This is a genomic window from Modicisalibacter xianhensis (assembly GCF_900113605.1).
Lineage (GTDB): Bacteria > Pseudomonadota > Gammaproteobacteria > Pseudomonadales > Halomonadaceae > Modicisalibacter > Modicisalibacter xianhensis.
This window is the reverse complement of sequence record NZ_FOPY01000007.1, coordinates 1-17938: the sequence shown is the minus strand read 5'-3', so window position 1 is coordinate 17938 and position 17938 is coordinate 1. Positions and strand designations below refer to the sequence as shown.

Here is a 17938-nt window from a genome sequence, read left to right as displayed (position 1 = left end):
CGATCCTCAATGAGACTCAGGCGAAGTGAAATAAGGGGCGTACTCGTCGAGCTCACGTGCGGTCAGGGCGAAGACGCCATGGCCGCCTCGCTCGAACTCCAGCCACAGGAAAGGCACCTCGGGGAAGGCGGCCTCGAGGTGACGGTCCGAATTGCCGACCTCGACGATCAGCACGCCATCATCATTGAGATGCCCGCGTGCTTCGCGCAACAGACGGCGTACGATGTCCAGGCCATCCTTGCCGGCGCCCAGCGCCAGATCAGGCTCGTGGCGGAACTCCGCCGGCATGGTGGCCAGGTCCCGAGCATCGACATAGGGCGGGTTGACGACGATCAGATCGTAGCGCTGCCCCGCCACACCATCGAACAGGTTCGACAGCACCGCTCTTACGCGTGCCCCGACGTCATGACGGGTAATGTTGGCCTTGGCAACGTCCAGCGCCTCGGCGCTGATGTCCACCAGGTCGACTTCCGTCGTCGGCATGTGCAGCGCCGTGGCAATGCCGATGCACCCCGAACCGGTGCACATGTCGAGTACACGACCCGGCGGTAACTCGGGGAACCAGGCGGCGAAATCATGCTCGATCAGCTCGGCGATCGGCGAGCGCGGGATCAGTACGCGTTCATCCACGTCGAAGGGGTAGCCAGCGAAGAAAGCCTCACCGAGCAGGTAGGGCAGCGGCCGGCGTGTCTCGATGCGCTCGCGCACCAGCGCCACGATGCGCCGGCGCTCGATGCCCAGCAGGCGCGCATCGAGGACGGCAGGGTCGACATCCCAAGGCAGGTGCAATGCGCCGAGCACCAGCGCCACGGCTTCGTCCCAGGCACTCGCCGTGCCATGCCCGAAATGCAGGCGATGGGTATGAAATTCGCTGGTGGCCCAGCGCAGGCAATCGCGCAGGGACAACAGCTCCTCGGCGAGCTGCGTGTCGTCGAGGCTGAGCGTGGATACGGCGGCGAGTCGGGGTGCGGTCACGCGACGTCCTGTTTGATGGCAATGACAATGGAAGGCTGATTGTACCCGCCGAGCGCGACGGTTCACAGTCACGGCCAAGCCGCTATACTGGGCGCTCCCTGCCGGGAGCCTTGTTCAACCCGACCCGACCGAGAGAATCGCCATGAGCCGACGCCGCCGTCACGCGCCTGACGAGGAGGATATCTCCCTGTTCCGCCAGGCGCTGGAAGATGCTGGCGTCAAGCGACTGACCAGCGATCGCGCCGATCCCGGCAGGCCCCGCCGGGACACTGACCGCCTCACCCAGCGCCGCAATGCGGCCACCGCCGCCCCCCCCGACGCCTCCTCAAGTCGCACCAGCGATGGCCGGGTCGAGCCTGTCCGGCCCAGCGAGGCCCTGGATTTCGCGGTGCCCGACCTCCCCTACCGCACCCGCAGCGCCCTGAAGCGCGGCCAGATCGACTGGGAGGCCGGCCTCGACCTGCACGGCTACACGCTCGATGAAGCCCGACATGAACTGGAAGCGTTTCTGCGCGAAGCTCGCGACAGCCGGATGCGCTGTGTACTGGTCGTGCACGGCAAGGCCTGGACGGGCATGGCCGATCATCCGGTGATCAAGAGCCACGTCAATGCCTGGCTGCGCGAATGGCCGACGGTATTAGCCTTCTGCTCGGCTCGCGATGTCGATGGAGGGACCGGCGCCGTGTATGTCCTGCTGCGCCGGCGAGGTGAAGCCTGAAGGACTCTTCGCTCAATTGGCCGGTTTGCCGACCGGTGGCTCGCTGATGATCGTCTGACCACCACCGTTTTTCCCTTCGTAGCGATCCAGGGCCTGTGCGGTCAGATGCCGCCCCAGGCGGATCAATCCTTCGGCCCGGTGAAATTCATAGGCACCGCATACCGTCTTGGGAATGTCGACGAGCACATCCGGGGGATAACCGGCAATCTTGTATTTTGCCAGAGCGGCCTGGGTAATCTCGAACGAGGCCAGCATGATGTCGAGCTTGCTCCAGGCACGCTCAGTGGCCCGTTGACGATCCATCTCTCCGTTCATCGTCTCGGCCTCGCTGTCCAGGCCATTTTCGTTGGGAGTGAACATGCGTTGCGCCCGGTTACGCATGCCTCCGACCCACCCCGTGAATCCCTTGCCCTGAGCTTCAAGCTCGGCTTCGCGGGCATGCTCTTCGGCGGCTTCATCGGGGGGCAGTAACTCTTCGAGCGTTACAGGCTGATGGCTCTGTGCCGTCGCATTCACGGCCAGGATCAGATCGGCGTGCGCCGAAACGGTCGGGACGATCGGCAACGGATTGAGCAGCCCGCCATCGACCAGGATCTGGTCGCCGATCCTGAGAGGAGTGATGACCCCGGGAACGGCAATGGAGGCGCGAATGGCCCGCAACAGCGGCCCACTCTGGAACCACACTTCGCGCTGTCGGGTAAGGTCGGTGGCCACCGTGGTCAAGGGAACCGGCAGGTCCTCGATTTGCACGTCGCCGACCAGATCCTTGAGCTTGCTCATGACCTTGCCGGCGCGCATCGCGCCCATGGCATTCCAAGTGACATCGACCAGTTTGAGCACATCGAAGTAATCGAGCTGGCAGACCCAGTCGCGATAATTTTCGAGTTGGCCGGTCGAATAGACCCCACCGATGACAGCGCCCATCGAACAGCCGGCAATGGCAATCACCTCGTAGCCACGCGCCACGACCTCGTCGATGACACCGATATGAGCATAGCCGCGAGCGCCGCCACTCCCCAGCACCAGCGCGATGCGTTTAGCCATACGTCTCCCCTGCCAGTCTCGTCCCTACCTGCTCACTGATAGTATCGGCCACTGCGACCACAGCCGAAGGTTCAAGATGCAAATGGTGACCACCGGGCAGGATGTGCCGGGTCAGGTGACGAACCGTCGACCGGGCTCGCTGCGCGAAGTCGCGCTCGGCCAGGATTCCCCGATCGCCCTCAATCAGCAACACCGGCGCTTCGACGGCACCCAACAGGGCCAGGGCCTGTTCCGGGCAGAAGCGCACCAATGATGGCCGCAATAATCGGCCATCTGTGCGTAAACGGCATGCGCCATGCATTTCAATGTCGAGATTGCGCCTGACCAGCGGCTCCGCCGTGGTCGCGTCAATCGGCGTGACACCACCGCTGACCCGGGCGGCCACGGCAGTGTCGAGATCGGGATAGCGCGGCGCGGGCGAGGCACGACGCCGATGACCCAGAATGCCCTTGCGAAGCTGGCTTGCTGTGTCTTCGGCCGGCGTGAACAGTGTGCCGATGCCATCGATGAGCACCAGTTGCTCGACACGTTCGGGCAAGGCGGCCGCTACCAGACAGGACACCCCGGCGCCCATCGAGTGGCCCAGCAATGTGGCACGTTCCAGCCCCAGGGAGGTCAGGGCATCGAGCACATCGTGAATATAATCCCAGATAGCATAATCGATACCGTCTGGATGACGTCGCGACAAGCCGTGACCGGCAAAGTCGATGGCCACGACACGAATGCCTAGCCGCTCTACCAGCAGGGGCGCCAGCCGCGAGAAACTCGCCGCATTGTCCAGCCAGCCATGCAGTGCCAGCCAAGTCGGCGCTTCGTCACGTCCCCAACTCAAGGCGGCAAGGCGGCCTTCGGCCAGCGTCTTTTCAGTGGCGGTGATCATCTCGGCATTCCTCGTCGGCAGTGAACAGCCTGGCGTCACGCTAGGCCTAGCAGGCTAACGGGTTTACCATGGTTGGGCGGCTCCGCCAATCATACGCCCGTATTAATCTTCCGTTCCATTGACGATATAAGGTTTCTTGCGTGTCTAAATCCCGTCCTCCCCGCGACACCCGCCTGCGTAACGGTCTGTTCTTCCTGACGGCGATTGTCGCCATCCTCGTCGGCTTCTGGCTGGTCCGCTAGGAGGTACGACTGCGCATGGCCCTGCTGGATGTCTTCCTGCATACCCTTGACGTGACCTTGCCGGTGTTCGCCATGGTCTTTCTGGGTATCGCGCTCAAGCGCATCGGTTGGATCGATGCGCATTTCATATCCACGGCCTCGATGCTGGTATTCAAGGCCACCATGCCGACATTGCTGTTCCTGAGCATCATCAAGGCCGACCTGGACATGATCCAGCCCGACCTGATCGGCTATTTCCTGGGATATTCGACGCTGAGCTTCTTTCTTGCCTGGGGCTGGGCCCTCTGGCGCTGCCCCGTCGAGGAGCGCGGCGTCTTCACCCAAGGCGCCTTTCGTGGCAATTGCGGCATCGTAGGTCTGGCGCTTGCCGCCAGCATGTATGGCAATTACGGCCTGTCGCTGGGCGGAATCATGGCCGGGGCGATCATCGTGATCTACAACATCCTGTCCGCCATCGTGCTGGCCATCTACAGCCCCAGCATCCAGTCGGATATCGGCTCGATACTGCGCAACCTGGCCAGGAACCCATTGATCCTATGCGTTCTGCTGGCCATCCCCGTCGCGTATTGGCAGGTGCCGCTGCCATCCTGGCTGATGACCTCGGGCGAATACTTTGGCTCCATGTCGCTGCCACTGGCACTGATCTGCATTGGCGGAACACTGTCGATCAGGTCGGTCAAGGCGGGAAGCCGGCTGGCGATCGATGCCAGCCTGTGGAAGACTGTCTGGCTGCCGGCCCTGGGCGTGTCGGGCGCCCTGATGCTGGGCTATCGCGATGCGGCCCTGGGGACACTATTCCTGTTCCTGGCCAGCCCGACCGCTGCCGTCAGCTTCGTCATGGCCAAGGCCGCCAATGCCAACACCAAGCTGGCCGCCAACATCATCGTGGTTTCCACGTTTAGTTGCATGCTCACGGTGAGCCTGGGGGTCTTCCTGCTCACACTGAGCGGGCTGATCTAAACCCTTCGGCCGGGCGTAACCGCCCGGCATGAGAATTCACGCTTCCTGGAACTTGGCGTACATGTTGCGGGCACGATTGAGGTGTTGATACATCATTTCGCGAGCCGTTTCCGGGTCACGAGCGAGAATCGCCTCGAGAATGTACGTGTGCTCTTCCTCGACCCGAGCCAGGTACTTGTCCGTCGCGGCGGTATTGATCTCGACACTCATCAGCTTGGCGCGCGGGATCACGCTCTGGCTCAACTGCTCGTAGAACGCCTTGAAGAACGGGTTCTTGGTCGCTGCCGCTATGGCGTAGTGAAACTCGTAATCCTCCGTGCGCGCCTGGGTTTTCTCGGCGCGCGCCCGGATGAAAGCGTCGTGTTTTTCCTGAAGAATGCGACGGTCGTTCTCATCATGACGGCGGGCCGCCAGCTCGGCCGCCGCAGGCTCGAGATTCAAGCGCAGTTCGAGCACGTGAAGGATGTCTTCGACCGTGGTAGGGCTGATCCGCTCCGCCGGCATGGCTTCGACCGCCGAAGTACGGATCACCGTCGTTCCCACGCCACGCCGGGTTTCCACCAACCCGAGCGACTTGAGGTGGGTGATGGCCTCGCGAATGACCGTGCGACTCACGCCGAACGATTCACAAAGTCCATTTTCGGTGGGCAATTTCTGGCCGACCGTGATCCCGCCACTGGTGATCAGGGTTTCCAGTTGATCGGCCACGTGCAATGACAGGCTTCCCTCCCGTGAGAGTTTCTGTACGTTCAAATGTGCCACTGCTGTCGGACTTTCCGATTTACCTGCCATAGCCGTATCCACTACCCAGAACATTCATCGACTGGCACGTGGTGGCCTTACCACCACATGCCAAAATCAGCGCAGACCATCTGCAAGATGACCCACTCCCTCTATGCCTCGTCGTCCGGATGACCAACCGTGACGAACTTGCCACCTTGATAGATGACCGCCGGGTCATCGGGATGCAGCCCGGTATCTTCGGCCTCGACCTCGTCACGCCACGGTTCCGAGTTGTCTCGGGGAGTCCAGCCCAGAAATGACGAAGCGCCATTGTCCCACCATTTCTCGGTGTTGTCCGAGGCACCGTAGATCACGGTACAGCCCAGCTTGGGCGCAGCGAACGCGCGCTGCATCAGGCTCATGAAGTCCTCCACACTGAGCCAGGTTGCCATCATGCGCCGATCCTTGGGCTTGGGAAAGCACGAGCCGATCCGCACGTTCAGGGTCTCGATACCGAACTTGTCGTGATACAGGCTGGCCAGATCCTCGCCGAAGCACTTGGAGACGCCATACAGGGAGTCCGGACGGCGCGGCACCAGCGTATCGAGTCTTTGGGTGCGCTCATAGAAGCCAATAGTATGGTTCGAGCTGGCGAAGACGATGCGCGGCTTGCCGAGATGGCGTGCAGCCTCGTATAGATTATAGGTGCCGATGATATTGGCCTGCAGGATGCTGTTCCAAGGCCTTTCGACCGAAACGCCCCCCAGGTGAATGATGCCATCGCAGCCAGCGATCAGGTCGTTCACGGCCTTGGCATCAGCTAGATCGCATGTCACTAGCTCTTCGTGGGGAGCCGCCTCGCCCAGGTCGGCGATATCCGACAGGCGCACGGTCCTGGCCAGCCGTGACAGGTGCGGGCGAATGGCCTGACCGACGCCACCGGCTGCGCCGGTGACCAACAAGCGGTTCAACATGACTGTCTCCTTGCGTCTTTTTAAGCGTTATGGATAGCCGTGACTGACCTGAACATCAGAAGCCATACAGCCGCGCCGGGTTATCGACGAGAATCTTCTGGTGCACCTCGGGCGACGCCCAGTGCAACAGCACATCAAGCTGTCCCGCATCGTCCGGGTATTGTGAGCGAGGCACACCGACATGCGGCCAGTTGCTGCCCCATAGGATGCGCTCGGGGGCATGCGCAATGACGCGCCGGGCAATCGCCCCGATGTCCTCATAACGCGGTCCGCCCGTGACACTGGCCTCGTAGCCGGCGCAGATCTTGAACCAGGCATTGCCCTTGTCGAGCAGGCGCAGGATCTCGTCGACCCGGGCATCGTCGGCCGGCACCGGATCCATGAACTTGCCGATGTGATCGATGATGTACTCGCCTTCGATCTTGCGAAGCTCGTCCACGTACTCGTCGAGGTGACGCCCGTTGAACTGGACCATCAGGTGCCAGCCCAGCGGGCGGATGACCCGCTCGACCTCGAGCATGCGATCGATCTTCACGGCGCCGCCTGGCAGTTGCATGATGCGTGCCCCACGCACGCCCCGCGCATGCCAGTCCTCGAGCTCGCGCGGCGAGGTATCCGGGGTGACGGCGGCAATGCCGCGTGCCGACTGCGTACCGAACGTATCCAGCGCCTGCAGCAGGGCCCGGTTATCGAGCTGGTAGGCGTTGGGCTGGGTGACGACGACCCGCTCAAGACCCAGGCGCCGCTGGACCTGGCGGTAATCCTCCACCGTGGCCAACTCGGGTATCGCCGGTCCGCCGGGTTGGGCATCGAATCCCGGCAGGTAGATATGGATATGGCAATCGGTAGCGCCGGGGGGAGTCTTCAATGCCGGTGCCGGTCCATCGAGTGGGCGCGTGTTGGCGGGGATCTCAGTCACCTTCATGCCTCCTTCAGTGCATACTGACGCAACGCGTCGCGATTGATCTCGATGCCCAGGCCCGGGCCGTCGGGAATGGTGACGACACCCTGAGCATGCTCGAGCGGTGTGGTGACCACAGCCTGGCGGAAGGGATTATGGGTCCGGTCGAACTCCAGGATCGGCTCGATGGGCTCGCGCCGCGGCGGGTTGGGCGGCAGCGCCGCCATGACCTGCAGGCTGGCCGCGATGCACACCGCCGTCCCCCACACGTGCGGCACCAGGCGAATACCGAACATCGCCGCCATGTCGACGACACGCCGCATCTCGGTGAGCCCACCGACCCCGCACACGTCGGGCTGGGCGATATCCACGGCACGTGTCGATAGCGGCTCGAGCATGGCATAGCGCCCATGCCAGTTCTCGCCGCTGGCCACCGGCAATGGCTGGCCCTCGCGCACGGCGCGGTAGGTGCCGATCTGCTCGGGCAGGACCGGCTCCTCGAACCAGTCAACCCCGTAGGCCTGGGCGCGCTTGCCGACCTCGAGCGCCTCGAGCAGGTCATAGCCGTGGTTGGCATCGATCATCAGGCGCCGTTCGGGGCCGATCGCCTCGCGTACGGCAGCGATCACCCGCAGGTCTTCCTCGACATCGAAACCGATCTTGATCTTCACGCCATGGAAGCCCTCGCGAGCATAGCCGGCGACCTCCTCGGCGATGTCCCGGACACGATCGACACCCTCGCGGCGGAAGGAACCGGTGGCATAGGCGCGCACGCTGTCGCGAAAGCGCCCACCCAGCAGTTCGGACACCGAGGCGCCGTAGTGCTTGCCCTTGATGTCCCACAGCGCAATGTCGATGCCGCTCAGTGCAGTGACCGTCAGGCCCCGCTGCCCCTGGTCGCGCAGCCGGTTGTAGAGTTCCAGCCACAGCTTCTCGGTTTCCAGCGGGTTGCGGCCAATCAGGCCGGCGGCGTAGGTCTCGACGACGGCGGCGTTGGCCCTGGCCGGCCCCAGGCATTCGCCCCAGCCCACCGTGCCATCGTCGCAGGTGATCTCGACCAGGCAGTGCTGACGGCGCTCGAAGCGCATCGAGGCGCTTTCGAAGGCGGTCTCCAAGGCATGATCGAGGATATGGGTCTTGATGGTATCGATTTTCATGGCGACCTAGTCAATCAGGTTGGGAAGCGTCATCGAGATGGCCGGCACGTACGTCACCAGCATCAAGGCCACGAACAGGGCCAGGTAGAACGGCCAGATGGTACGCACCGCCTGCTCGATCTTGATCTTGCCGATCACGCTGCCGACGAACAGGCAGGCACCGACCGGCGGCGTGCACAGGCCAAGCCCCAGGTTCATCATCATGATGATGCCGAACTGGATCGGGTCCATGCCGAACTGCGTGGCAATGGGCAAGAAGATCGGCGTACAAATCAGGATCAGCGCCGCCATGTCCATCACCATGCCCAGCCCCAGCAACAGCAGGTTTAGCAGCAGCAGGATGACAATCGGATTGTCGGAGATCTGAAGCAAGGCGTCGGTCAGCATTTCCGGCACGCTGTACAGCGCCAGCAGGTAGGAAAACGCCGAGGCGCAGCCCACCAGGATCATCACCAGCGCTGTGGTGCGCACCGACTGGTAGACTGCCTTTTTGAAGGGCTCCCAGCGCAGTTGGCGATAGACCAGCGCCGTGACCACGATGGCATAGATGGCCCCGAAGGCGCCGGACTCGGTGACGGTCAGGATGCCCGACAGCACCCCACCGACAATGATGACCGCCGTCATCAGGCCTGGCAGCGCCGCCGCAAAGCTGACGATCAAGGCGTGCCAGCCGGGAAACGACTCCCCCTGGTAACCGCGCTTGACCGCCACCAGATAGGCCGCCACGGCCAGCGCCAGGCACATCAGGATGCCTGGTACGACCCCGGCAATGAACAACTTGGTCACCGAGATGCCGCCACCGGCCGCCACGGCATACAGGATCATGTTGTGGCTCGGTGGGATGACCACACCGGCGATGGATGAGGTCACGGTCACATTGACCGAGTAATCGGCGTCGTAGCCCTTCTCCTTCATCACGGGAATCAGGATCGAGCCCAGCGCCGACGTATCGGCCACCGCCGAGCCGGAAATTCCTCCGAAGAGCATTGACGAACTGACATTGACCAGGCCGAGGCCACCCCGGACCTTGCCTACCGCTGCGGAGGCCAGCTTGACCAGGCGATCGGAAATCCCGCCATGCAGCATCAGCTCGCCGGCAAAGATGAAGAACGGAATCGCCAGCAGCGAGAAGACCGAGATCCCCGAGAGGATGCGCTGAAAGGCGACGAACAGGGGCAGCCCTTCATAAAGAAAAGCCCCCACGGCCGCCAGGCCGACGGCAAAGGCTACCGGCGCGCCGACGACGAGGCCCAGAAAGAACAAGCCAAAGAGGATAGTCAGACCCATCGTTATGGCCTCCCTCGAGACGTTCCCAGGGCACGTTCGATGACGTTGACGCTGGAAAACAGGATGATCAGTACACCGCACACCACCAAGGGCGCGGCACGCCAGCTTTCGGAGAGCCCGATCATGGGAATGGGACGCTCGAGGTTGTCCAGCATGATGATCCAGCCCTGCCAGGCCATGAACCCGCCAAAGACGATGACGAACAGGTCTGCGACGTAGCGCATGATGTCACGCGGCAGAGCCGGCAAGCCCTCGCGCACGAAATCGATGCTCAGGTGGCTGTTGTTGCGCACCCCGGCGGCGGCACCAAGGCAGGTGATATAGACGACGATGACCAACGATGTCTGCTCGACCCAGGTCGGCGTATCGTTCAGGACATAACGCCCGAAGACGAGCCAGCCGAAGGAAATGATCAAGAACACCAGCAACACGCCCGACACGACGATACAAAGCTGGGCCAGCCCATCCAGTATGCTGTCCAGCTTCGTTCGCGCATGGCCCTTCGCTTCGCTCTGGTCACTCAATTGATCGGAATAGGAACTCACGGCAGCATCCTTTTCGAAGCGTCCATCCCTTGGGGATGGACGCCCCCTTCTCTCAAGCGGTTATTGCGCAGCCTGGATGTCGTTGACCAGGGATTCCAACTGCGGATTCTGTTTGATGAACTCCGCATAGATGGGCTGCATCTTTTCCTGGAACGCCGACTTGTCCGCGACCTCGTTGATCTTCACGCCATCGGAAAGCACCTTCTCGCGGCTGGTCTGGGAACGCTCGGCCCACAGCTGGCGCTGTTCCTCTGCTGCAGCCTCCGCTGCCTGGCTAACGATCTGCTGATCTTCCTCGGACAGCGATTCCCAGCTCGACTTGGCGATACACAGGCACTCGGGGAGAATGAGGTGCTCGGTCAGCGAGTAGTAGGGAGCAATCTCGAAGTGATTACTGGATTCATAGGAGGGATAGTTATTTTCCGCCCCGTCGAGGACACCCGTCTTGAGTGACTGATAAACCTCGCCATAGGACATCGGTGTGGCATTGCCGCCCAGCGCATCGATCATCTCGACGTACAGGTCATTGTTCATGACCCGTACCTTCAGGCCCTCGACGTCAGCAGGCGTTTCCACGGGACGCTGTGTGTTGTAAAGACTGCGTGCGCCCGAATCGAACCAGGACAGTGCCACCAGGTTCTTCTCGGCCAAGGCATCGGCGAAACGCTGCCCGATCTCGCCGTCCATGACCTGGTGCATGTCATCGACACTCTTGAAGATGAACGGCAGCGACAGCACGTTGGTCGCCGGCACGATCGGCCCCATCGGTCCCATGTTGAAGTTGGCGAAGTCCAGCGCCCCGTTACGTGTCTGTTCGATGGCATCGGGCTGATCACCGAGTACCGCGTTGTGGTAGACCTTGGGTTCGATGCGCCCTTCCGTCTTGTCCGCCACCGCCTCGGCGAAACTCTCCAGGGCGATGGAATTCGGGTATCCCGGTGGGTGAATGTTCCAGCCTCGCCATTGCTCGGCGTGAGCTGGTAGCGAAAGGACGGTGAGCGCGCTGGCTATGGCGGTTAGTTTCATCCCGATGGTCAGGTTCTGGCGCATTGTTTTTTTCATGACGTATCTCCAGTAACGAGTCGGCGTATGGCTTATAGTTGGTTAGCGATAGCGATGAGCTTCTCGAGTTGTCGACGCTCTTCCGGCGTTGGCATGACCAACGGTGAGCGCACACTTCCTGCGGGTTTACCGATGATATCGGCGCCCTCCTTGATCAAACTCACGGCGTAACCTTTGCAGTTGTCGCGAAGATCGATGAAGGGAATGAAGAACTCCTGAGTGATTTTCCTGACGACCTCCTTATTCCCGTTGCGAAGTTCCCGGTAGAACGTGACCGCCATGTCCGGCACGAAGTTGAACACCGCCGAGGAGTAGGTGTTCACGCCGATGGACAGGTATGCTTCGGCGAAGATTTCCGCGGTCGGCACGCCACCCACGTAGACCAGGCGATCACCGACGGTCTTGACGATCCTGTTGAGCGCCTGGATGTCGCCCTTGCCGTCCTTCAGGCCGATCAGGTTAGGGCAGGCGTCGGCAAGCTGCTGCACAGCCTCGGCCTCGAGCACGCCGTTGCCACGGTTGTAGTAGATGATGTTGAGGTTGGTGGCATCGCAGATCTGGCGCGCGTAGTCCACCAAGCCGTCCTGCGGGCATTCGGTCAGGTATGGCGGCATCAGCAGGATGCCGTCGGCGCCGGCCTCTTCGGCCGCCAGGGCAAAGGCCTTGCCGCTGCCCACGCTCAACCCGGCGCTGGCGATGACCGGTAGCTTGCCACCCACCGTCTCGACGGCCACAGCAACGATCTGGTGATACTCGTCCAGGGTCAGGTTGAAGAACTCACCGGTCCCGCCGGCCACGAACACGGCCGAGATGTCGTGACTGATGAACCACTCGAGACGCTGGCGGTAGCTGTCGGTATCGAAGTTGCCGCTGGCATCGAAGTCGGTGATGGGAAATGACAACAGGCCATCCCCAATGGCGCGGGTAACATCTGCTCTCGTGAAGGTCACTGTTTATCCTTTTTTATTCAGCGAAATGAGTATGCGCTTGTTCCAGACGCCGCCATGAAGCGTAAACGCAAGGTAAAATTTGTCATACATCATATGTCGTAAAAACTAGCCCCCACTCCTTCCATGGACAACATCGACATTGGTGGATAACACTAAAGCCCAATAACTGAACCCATATCGAAGGATAACTTTTAGTGAATTGGTAAAAAATTTCCTGAATACAACAAAAAACAAACCTTGGGCAACCAAGGACTAACCAACCAATTATTTTAAAAGGGGAATTCATTATTTTAGCGTAATCATCAAATAAAAACGCGTTAATTAAAGCCACTTCCCTTTATTAACTGTATACAAAAGCCGATATGGAAATTCCATATCGGCTCGGTCGCCTTTAACGGCTTTGTGCAATTTTTCTATCGGAGAAGCTCCCGCGTCGGATCCTCCTGCCTCCATGGAGCTACTGGAAAATCACCCATATGATGGCAAGTGTCATTGCCAGTCCAGCGATCTCCGGCCAATAGCCAAACTTGAATTCGTTGACTTCTTCCGGTGAGTCGCTGACTGTCAACTCGTCATCCTGGCGTGTCAGGTGGTTGTCATCGGGTTGCATGTTTCCCTCCTCGCCTCACTTAGTTGAACATCAGGTTAGGCAGCCACAATGCCAGCTGCGGGAAAAACAGCACCAGTACCATGCCGATCACCTGTAGCCCGATGAACGGTAGCACCGCCTTGAAAATGTGCTGCAGTTCGATGCCCTTGGGCGCAACGCTCTTGAGGAAGAAGCAGGCCGGGCCGAACGGCGGAGACAGGTAGTAGATCTGAATGTTCATGGCGAACAGCACCCCGAACCAGACCGGGTCATAGCCCAGCCCCACCACGACCGGCGCAAAGATCGGCACGGTAATGAAGATGATCGCAATCCACTCCAGAAACGTCCCCAGTACCATGACGATGGCCATCATGACCGCGATGACCGCCAGAGGGTGCATGTCGAGTCCCTTCAGGAAGCCAGTCAGGAAGCTGACCCCACCAATCAGGTTATAGATACCGACCAGGCTCACCGCCCCCAGCACCAGCCAGATGATCGAGCCGACGGTCAGTGCAGTCTGGCGCATGGCATCGCGAATCATGCGATAGGAAAACTGCTTGAGGATCACGGCAATGATCATGGCGCCGACGGCACCCATCGCTGCAGCTTCGGTGACCGTGGTAATCCCCGTGTAGATAGCGCCCAATACGCAGCCGATCAGAATGAACGGCAAGATCGCACCCTTGAGATATTTGAGACGCTTGTGGAAAGGCAAGGCCGTCTCGGGAATATCGTTGATGGGGGCCAGCGCCGGATTGAGCTTGCAGCGAATGACGATATAGGTGATGTAGATGAGTGCCAGGACCATGCCAGGGACGGCACCAGCCGCAAACAGTTTAGTGATCGATACCTGGGCGGCCAGGCCATAGACGATCATGACCACGGACGGTGGAATCAGCGTGGCCAAGGCGCCTGCCGCACAAATGATCCCGATCGACAGATTGCGATCGTAGCCCAGGCGCAACATCTGCGGCAGGGCAATCAAGCCGAGCATGACTATCTCACCGCCCATGATGCCACTCATGGCAGCCAAGATGACGGCCACCACACAGGTTTGCACGGCCACCGAGCCGCGAGCCCGGCCACCCAGGATCGACATGCTGTCGAATAGTGCATGGGCGATTCCCGAGCGCTCGAGCACGTTGGCCATGAACACGAAGAAAGGAACGGCGACGAGCTCATATTTTTCGAGCACGTGATAGACATTGGAGGCAACCAGGAACAGACCATTGGTGCCGTAATAAATCAGCGCAGTACATACCGACACGGCAAGCGTGGTGACGCCGAGCGGGATGCCGAACGCCATCAGCGCCAATAGCGCCAGAACGATCAATAATGTTACGACTTCGATACCCATCAGTCGGCATCCTTCTCGGCGGGAGTGGTAGACGAGGCCCCGCTATCACGCTCGCGAGCGCGGTCTTCGAACCAGTGCACGACATTGGCGAGCAGTTGCAGCAAGTAGAGTCCTGCGCCTACGACGAGTATCGGCTTGAGATAAGCGGGTAGTGGCGGATTGAACGAGCTGCCACTGCGTTCCAGGCTATGAAAAGCCATCATGGCCGGCTCCCAGGCGGCCCAGATCAGAGCCCCGACGGCAAAGATGGCGACAAACAGCGAGACCAGCTCCATCTTCTTCCAGACATGGGCTGGCACCAGCAGCTCCACCATGGTGATGGCAATGTGACGCTTGCGCTGGGTGACGTAACCACTGGTCAGTACCCAGCCGGTCGCGCAGATGGCCATTACGGTTTCGAAAGTCCATTGGGTGGGCGCATTGAATACGTAGCGCATGACCACCTCGAAGGCGGACAGCACGATGCAGGCGAAGAACAGCACGGCACAGGCATAGCCGATGAAAGCACTGATCCGGTCCATGCCGGCCGCAAGACGGCTGAGGAATGACATAGGTAACTCTCCGGATAAAAAAAGGCCGCGACAGCCGACTGCCGCGGCCCACGAAGGGGATTAACCCTGTGTGGATGAAGCCTCGCCCTGAGATTGGGCACCATCACCCTTGAGCAAGCCATGTGCCTTCATATACTCGAGATGTGCATTGAGCGCTTCCTGAGCGATGGGGCTTTTCTGGGCAAAATCCTCCCAGGCACCACGGGCAATCTCGCGGAACTGATCGCGCTCCTCCTGGGGCCAATCGATCACGGTGATGTCACCCTTGGCCTTGTCACGCGCTACCAGCTTCTCATCCTGCTGATGCACTGCATCCGCCAGATCGTTGAAGGCATCATAGAACCACTGGTTCAGCGCCTTCTGATCCTCTTCGCTCAGCGACTCCCAGGTATTCTGGTTGAGCGTGAACTGCTGCGATGACATGGAATGGATGCCTGGATAGATCGGGTACTTGGCGATGTCATGCAGACCCGAGGCATCGTTGTTGACGTAGGCTGAAGCATCAGCGGCGTCTACCACGCCCTGCTGCAGCGAGGTGTAGACTTCCGAGAACGGAATATTGACCGGTGTCGCCCCTGCGCGTTCGAAAACTGCGGCAGCCAGGCCTTCCGGCGAACGGAACTTGAGCCCTTTCAGGTCCTCGACACTGCGGATCGGCACGGCAGCTACCAGCGCCTCGCGCTTGTACGGACCACAACCGACGACATGCACCTTATTGGGCGCCACTTTGTCGATAGCCTTCTGCAGCACTTCCTCGCCGCCACCGTTCTGACAGAAGTCGAGGAACTGAGAAGGCTTGTCGTAACCGGCGATCAGGTCGCCCATCAATGCAAAGGCAGGATCACGACCGGCGAAATAAGCCGGTGCCGTCAGGTCACCATCCAGAAGGCCCATGCTCACTGCCTCGATCGTTTCCTTGTAGGGCACCACGCTGCCGATCGGCATCAGGTTGAGAGTCACGTCTCCCCCCGTCATTTCCTCGACCTTGGGCACCCAGTTTTCCTGCAGGTACTGGTAGGCATAATCGCCAGAGTTGAACGACGTCTGTACGCGCAGTTCTTCCTGGGCCTGCGCGGTACCGGCCATGACCAAGGCAGTCGAGGCCAGTGCAATGGAATGAGTCAGCGTGCGAATCTTCATGTTGGTTTCCTTTGTCGCTATTGTGGTTTCAACAGTGAATGAGGCCTCGTAGCGAGGCGTTTTAAGTGAGACAGCCACCAAAACGTGGCATGTTCAGCGCACCAGTGCCGGGCGCTTCGGATCGAAGGTCCAGCCATCGATCAGATGCTGCATTGCCATCGCATCGTTGCGCCCACCGGCGGGCAGGCTGCGGTATAGCGCATTGGCTTTTTCGACCTCCGCCATGTCAATCTCGACACCCAGTCCCGGAGCATCGGTAACAGCAACCTTGCCATCGATAATCTGCGGTGGGTTGTGGGTCAGGCGGGCATCGCCCTCCTGCCAGATCCAATGCGTGTCCAGTGCGGTGATACGACCAACTGCCGCCGCCCCGACCTGGGCAAACATTGCCAGAGAAATATCGAAGTGATTATTGGAGTGCGAGCCCCAAGTCATGCCGTGGTCCTGGCACAGCTGGGATACCCGTACCGCTCCCGAGAGTGTCCAGAAGTGAGGATCGGCAAGCGGGATGTCGACTGAGCGCAGCATTAGCGCGTGAGCCATTTCGCGCCAGTTGGTTGCGACCATGTTGGTAGCAACAGGCAAACCGGTAGCATGGCGAAACTCAGCCAGGATCTCTCGACCGGAGAATCCCTGCTCCGCACCGCACGGGTCCTCGGCATAAGCAATAACGCCATGCAGATCCTTGCATAGCCGGATCGCTTCATTGAGTGACCAGGCCCCGTTGGGATCGATGGTGGTGCGGGCCTCGGGGAAGGCTTTGTGCAATGCCGTGACGGCTTCGATTTCCTGCTCGCCTGGCAGCGCACCGCCCTTGAGCTTGAAGTCCTTGAAGCCGTAGCGATCTTGAGCCGCCTCGGCCAGTTCAACGATGCGCTGAGGGTTCATCGCCACCTCGTCACGCAAGCGATACCAGTCATGGCTGAAACCGGTAGTACCGCGGCGATAATCCAGCGGCGTGGCATGGCCATCACCGATAAAGAACAGGTAGCCCAGCACCTCGACGCTATCGCGCTGCTTGCCGTCCCCCAGCAACTCGGCTACCGGTACATCCAAAAACTTGCCAAGCAGGTCGAGCAGCGCCGCTTCCAGCGCCGCTACCGCGTTGACTCGCAACTCAAAGGTCCAGGAGCCTTTGCCGAAATCTTCGAAGTCGGCTCCACGGCCGGCGGTATGCAGCGAGGCCACCATCGAACGCAACTTGCCGATGGGCTGACCGACGACAAACTGACGGGCCTGCTCAAGAGACTTCTGTATCGTCTCGCCACCGGGAGCTTCACCCACACCCGTATTGCCTGCGCTGTCCGTCAGCAGGACCAGATTGCGGGTAAAATAGGGCGAGTGCGCCCCGCCGATGTTGAGCAGCATACTGTCGCGACCCGCAACCGGGATGACTTGCATATCGGTGATGGTGGGGGTGCCATGGCTGGACATTGAAAGTCTCCGTCAGCAAATCCTGGGGGTTATAGCGTTTCAGCCTTCTCGACTAGCCGCTTGAGCGTGGCGATTTCCTGCTCGCTAGGCATGGTCAGCGGTGCACGGACACTGCCCGCCGGCTTGCCGATGATCTCGGCGCCGGCCTTGATCAGGCTGACCGCATAGCCCTTCTTGTTGTCACGCAGATTGACGAAGGGGATGAAGAACTCGTTGGTGATCGTCTTGACGGTCGCCGAGTCGCCCTGGCGCAGCGCCTTGTAGAACTTGACTGCCATGTCCGGCACGAAGTTGAACACCGCCGAGGAGTAGGTGTTCACGCCGATGGACAGGTACGCCTCGGCGAAGATTTCCGCGGTGGGTACGCCACCCACGTAGACCAGGCGATCGCCGACGGTCTTGACGATCTTGTTGAGTGCCTGGATGTCGCCCTTGCCGTCCTTCAGGCC

At 60.6% G+C, this 17938-nt stretch carries 19 protein-coding genes; 2 read left to right on the top strand and 17 right to left on the bottom strand.

Annotated elements, in window-relative coordinates; translation table 11 throughout:
* Positions 1 to 6: 6 nt before the first annotated feature.
* Complete coding sequence (prmB, locus tag BM194_RS09420) at positions 7 to 975, bottom strand: 50S ribosomal protein L3 N(5)-glutamine methyltransferase (RefSeq protein ID WP_092846068.1); 969 nt, start codon at positions 973 to 975, stop codon at positions 7 to 9.
* Positions 976 to 1117: 142 nt separating this feature from the next.
* Between prmB and BM194_RS09415 the strand changes: the two genes are divergently transcribed.
* Entirely contained in the window at positions 1118 to 1693 is a 576-nt protein-coding gene (locus BM194_RS09415) for a Smr/MutS family protein (protein WP_092846066.1), read from the top strand.
* 12 nt (positions 1694 to 1705) lie between these two features.
* On the opposite strand, the gene BM194_RS09410 is transcribed toward BM194_RS09415, so the two are convergent.
* Both BM194_RS09410 and BM194_RS09405 read right to left on the bottom strand, forming a co-directional pair.
* The gene (locus BM194_RS09410; protein WP_092846064.1) at positions 1706 to 2737 is read right to left on the bottom strand and encodes a patatin-like phospholipase family protein; all 1032 of its coding nucleotides are present in this window, start codon (positions 2735 to 2737) and stop codon (positions 1706 to 1708) included.
* The gene (locus tag BM194_RS09405) at positions 2730 to 3617 is read right to left on the bottom strand and encodes an alpha/beta fold hydrolase (protein ID WP_092846062.1); all 888 of its coding nucleotides are present in this window, start codon (positions 3615 to 3617) and stop codon (positions 2730 to 2732) included. Before BM194_RS09405 ends, BM194_RS09410 begins: the two co-directional genes overlap by 8 nt.
* A gap of 257 nt (positions 3618 to 3874) precedes the next feature.
* Here BM194_RS09405 and BM194_RS09400 point away from each other — a divergent pair, with 257 nt between their 5' ends.
* The gene (locus tag BM194_RS09400; RefSeq protein ID WP_177223380.1) at positions 3875 to 4819 is read left to right on the top strand and encodes an AEC family transporter; all 945 of its coding nucleotides are present in this window, start codon (positions 3875 to 3877) and stop codon (positions 4817 to 4819) included.
* 36 nt (positions 4820 to 4855) lie between these two features.
* Here the strand turns inward: BM194_RS09400 and BM194_RS09395 are convergent, their stop codons facing one another.
* The 14 genes from BM194_RS09395 to BM194_RS09335 all read right to left on the bottom strand — a co-directional run.
* Positions 4856 to 5611: a FadR/GntR family transcriptional regulator gene (locus tag BM194_RS09395; RefSeq protein WP_092846060.1), complete on the bottom strand. Its 756-nt coding sequence runs from the start codon at positions 5609 to 5611 to the stop codon at positions 4856 to 4858.
* 101 nt (positions 5612 to 5712) lie between these two features.
* Positions 5713 to 6516: an NAD-dependent epimerase/dehydratase family protein gene (locus BM194_RS09390; RefSeq protein WP_092846058.1), complete on the bottom strand. Its 804-nt coding sequence runs from the start codon at positions 6514 to 6516 to the stop codon at positions 5713 to 5715.
* 55 nt (positions 6517 to 6571) lie between these two features.
* Positions 6572 to 7441 (bottom strand): amidohydrolase family protein, encoded by an 870-nt coding sequence (locus BM194_RS09385; RefSeq protein WP_092846056.1) that lies wholly within the window; start codon positions 7439 to 7441, stop codon positions 6572 to 6574.
* On the bottom strand, positions 7438 to 8574 hold the full coding sequence (locus BM194_RS09380) for a mandelate racemase/muconate lactonizing enzyme family protein (protein ID WP_092846054.1): 1137 nt from the start codon (positions 8572 to 8574) through the stop codon (positions 7438 to 7440). The genes BM194_RS09385 and BM194_RS09380 overlap by 4 nt, the downstream gene beginning before the upstream one ends.
* Before the next feature lie 6 nt (positions 8575 to 8580).
* Positions 8581 to 9861: a TRAP transporter large permease gene (locus BM194_RS09375; protein WP_092846052.1), complete on the bottom strand. Its 1281-nt coding sequence runs from the start codon at positions 9859 to 9861 to the stop codon at positions 8581 to 8583.
* Positions 9862 to 9863: 2 nt separating this feature from the next.
* The gene (locus BM194_RS09370) at positions 9864 to 10406 is read right to left on the bottom strand and encodes a TRAP transporter small permease (RefSeq protein ID WP_177223378.1); all 543 of its coding nucleotides are present in this window, start codon (positions 10404 to 10406) and stop codon (positions 9864 to 9866) included.
* Between the two features lie 60 nt (positions 10407 to 10466).
* Complete coding sequence (locus BM194_RS09365) at positions 10467 to 11468, bottom strand: TRAP transporter substrate-binding protein (RefSeq protein WP_422730650.1); 1002 nt, start codon at positions 11466 to 11468, stop codon at positions 10467 to 10469.
* A gap of 32 nt (positions 11469 to 11500) precedes the next feature.
* Complete coding sequence (gene kdgD / locus BM194_RS09360; RefSeq protein ID WP_092846048.1) at positions 11501 to 12418, bottom strand: 5-dehydro-4-deoxyglucarate dehydratase; 918 nt, start codon at positions 12416 to 12418, stop codon at positions 11501 to 11503.
* A 457-nt stretch (positions 12419 to 12875) separates the two neighbouring features.
* On the bottom strand, positions 12876 to 13028 hold the full coding sequence (locus BM194_RS20640; protein WP_166671029.1) for a hypothetical protein: 153 nt from the start codon (positions 13026 to 13028) through the stop codon (positions 12876 to 12878).
* Positions 13029 to 13047: 19 nt separating this feature from the next.
* A complete protein-coding gene (locus BM194_RS09355; RefSeq protein WP_092846046.1) occupies positions 13048 to 14364 on the bottom strand; it encodes a TRAP transporter large permease in 1317 nt (438 codons plus the stop codon).
* Positions 14364 to 14915, bottom strand: a complete 552-nt coding sequence (locus BM194_RS09350; protein WP_092846044.1) for a TRAP transporter small permease subunit — start codon at positions 14913 to 14915, stop codon at positions 14364 to 14366. The genes BM194_RS09355 and BM194_RS09350 overlap by 1 nt, the downstream gene beginning before the upstream one ends.
* Before the next feature lie 60 nt (positions 14916 to 14975).
* A complete protein-coding gene (locus BM194_RS09345) occupies positions 14976 to 16055 on the bottom strand; it encodes a TRAP transporter substrate-binding protein (RefSeq protein ID WP_092846042.1) in 1080 nt (359 codons plus the stop codon).
* A 93-nt stretch (positions 16056 to 16148) separates the two neighbouring features.
* Entirely contained in the window at positions 16149 to 17489 is a 1341-nt protein-coding gene (locus BM194_RS09340; protein ID WP_092846040.1) for an enolase C-terminal domain-like protein, read from the bottom strand.
* A 29-nt stretch (positions 17490 to 17518) separates the two neighbouring features.
* Positions 17519 to 17938, bottom strand: a 420-nt coding sequence (locus BM194_RS09335) for a dihydrodipicolinate synthase family protein (RefSeq protein WP_177223377.1), incomplete at its 5' end; no start/stop codon positions are given.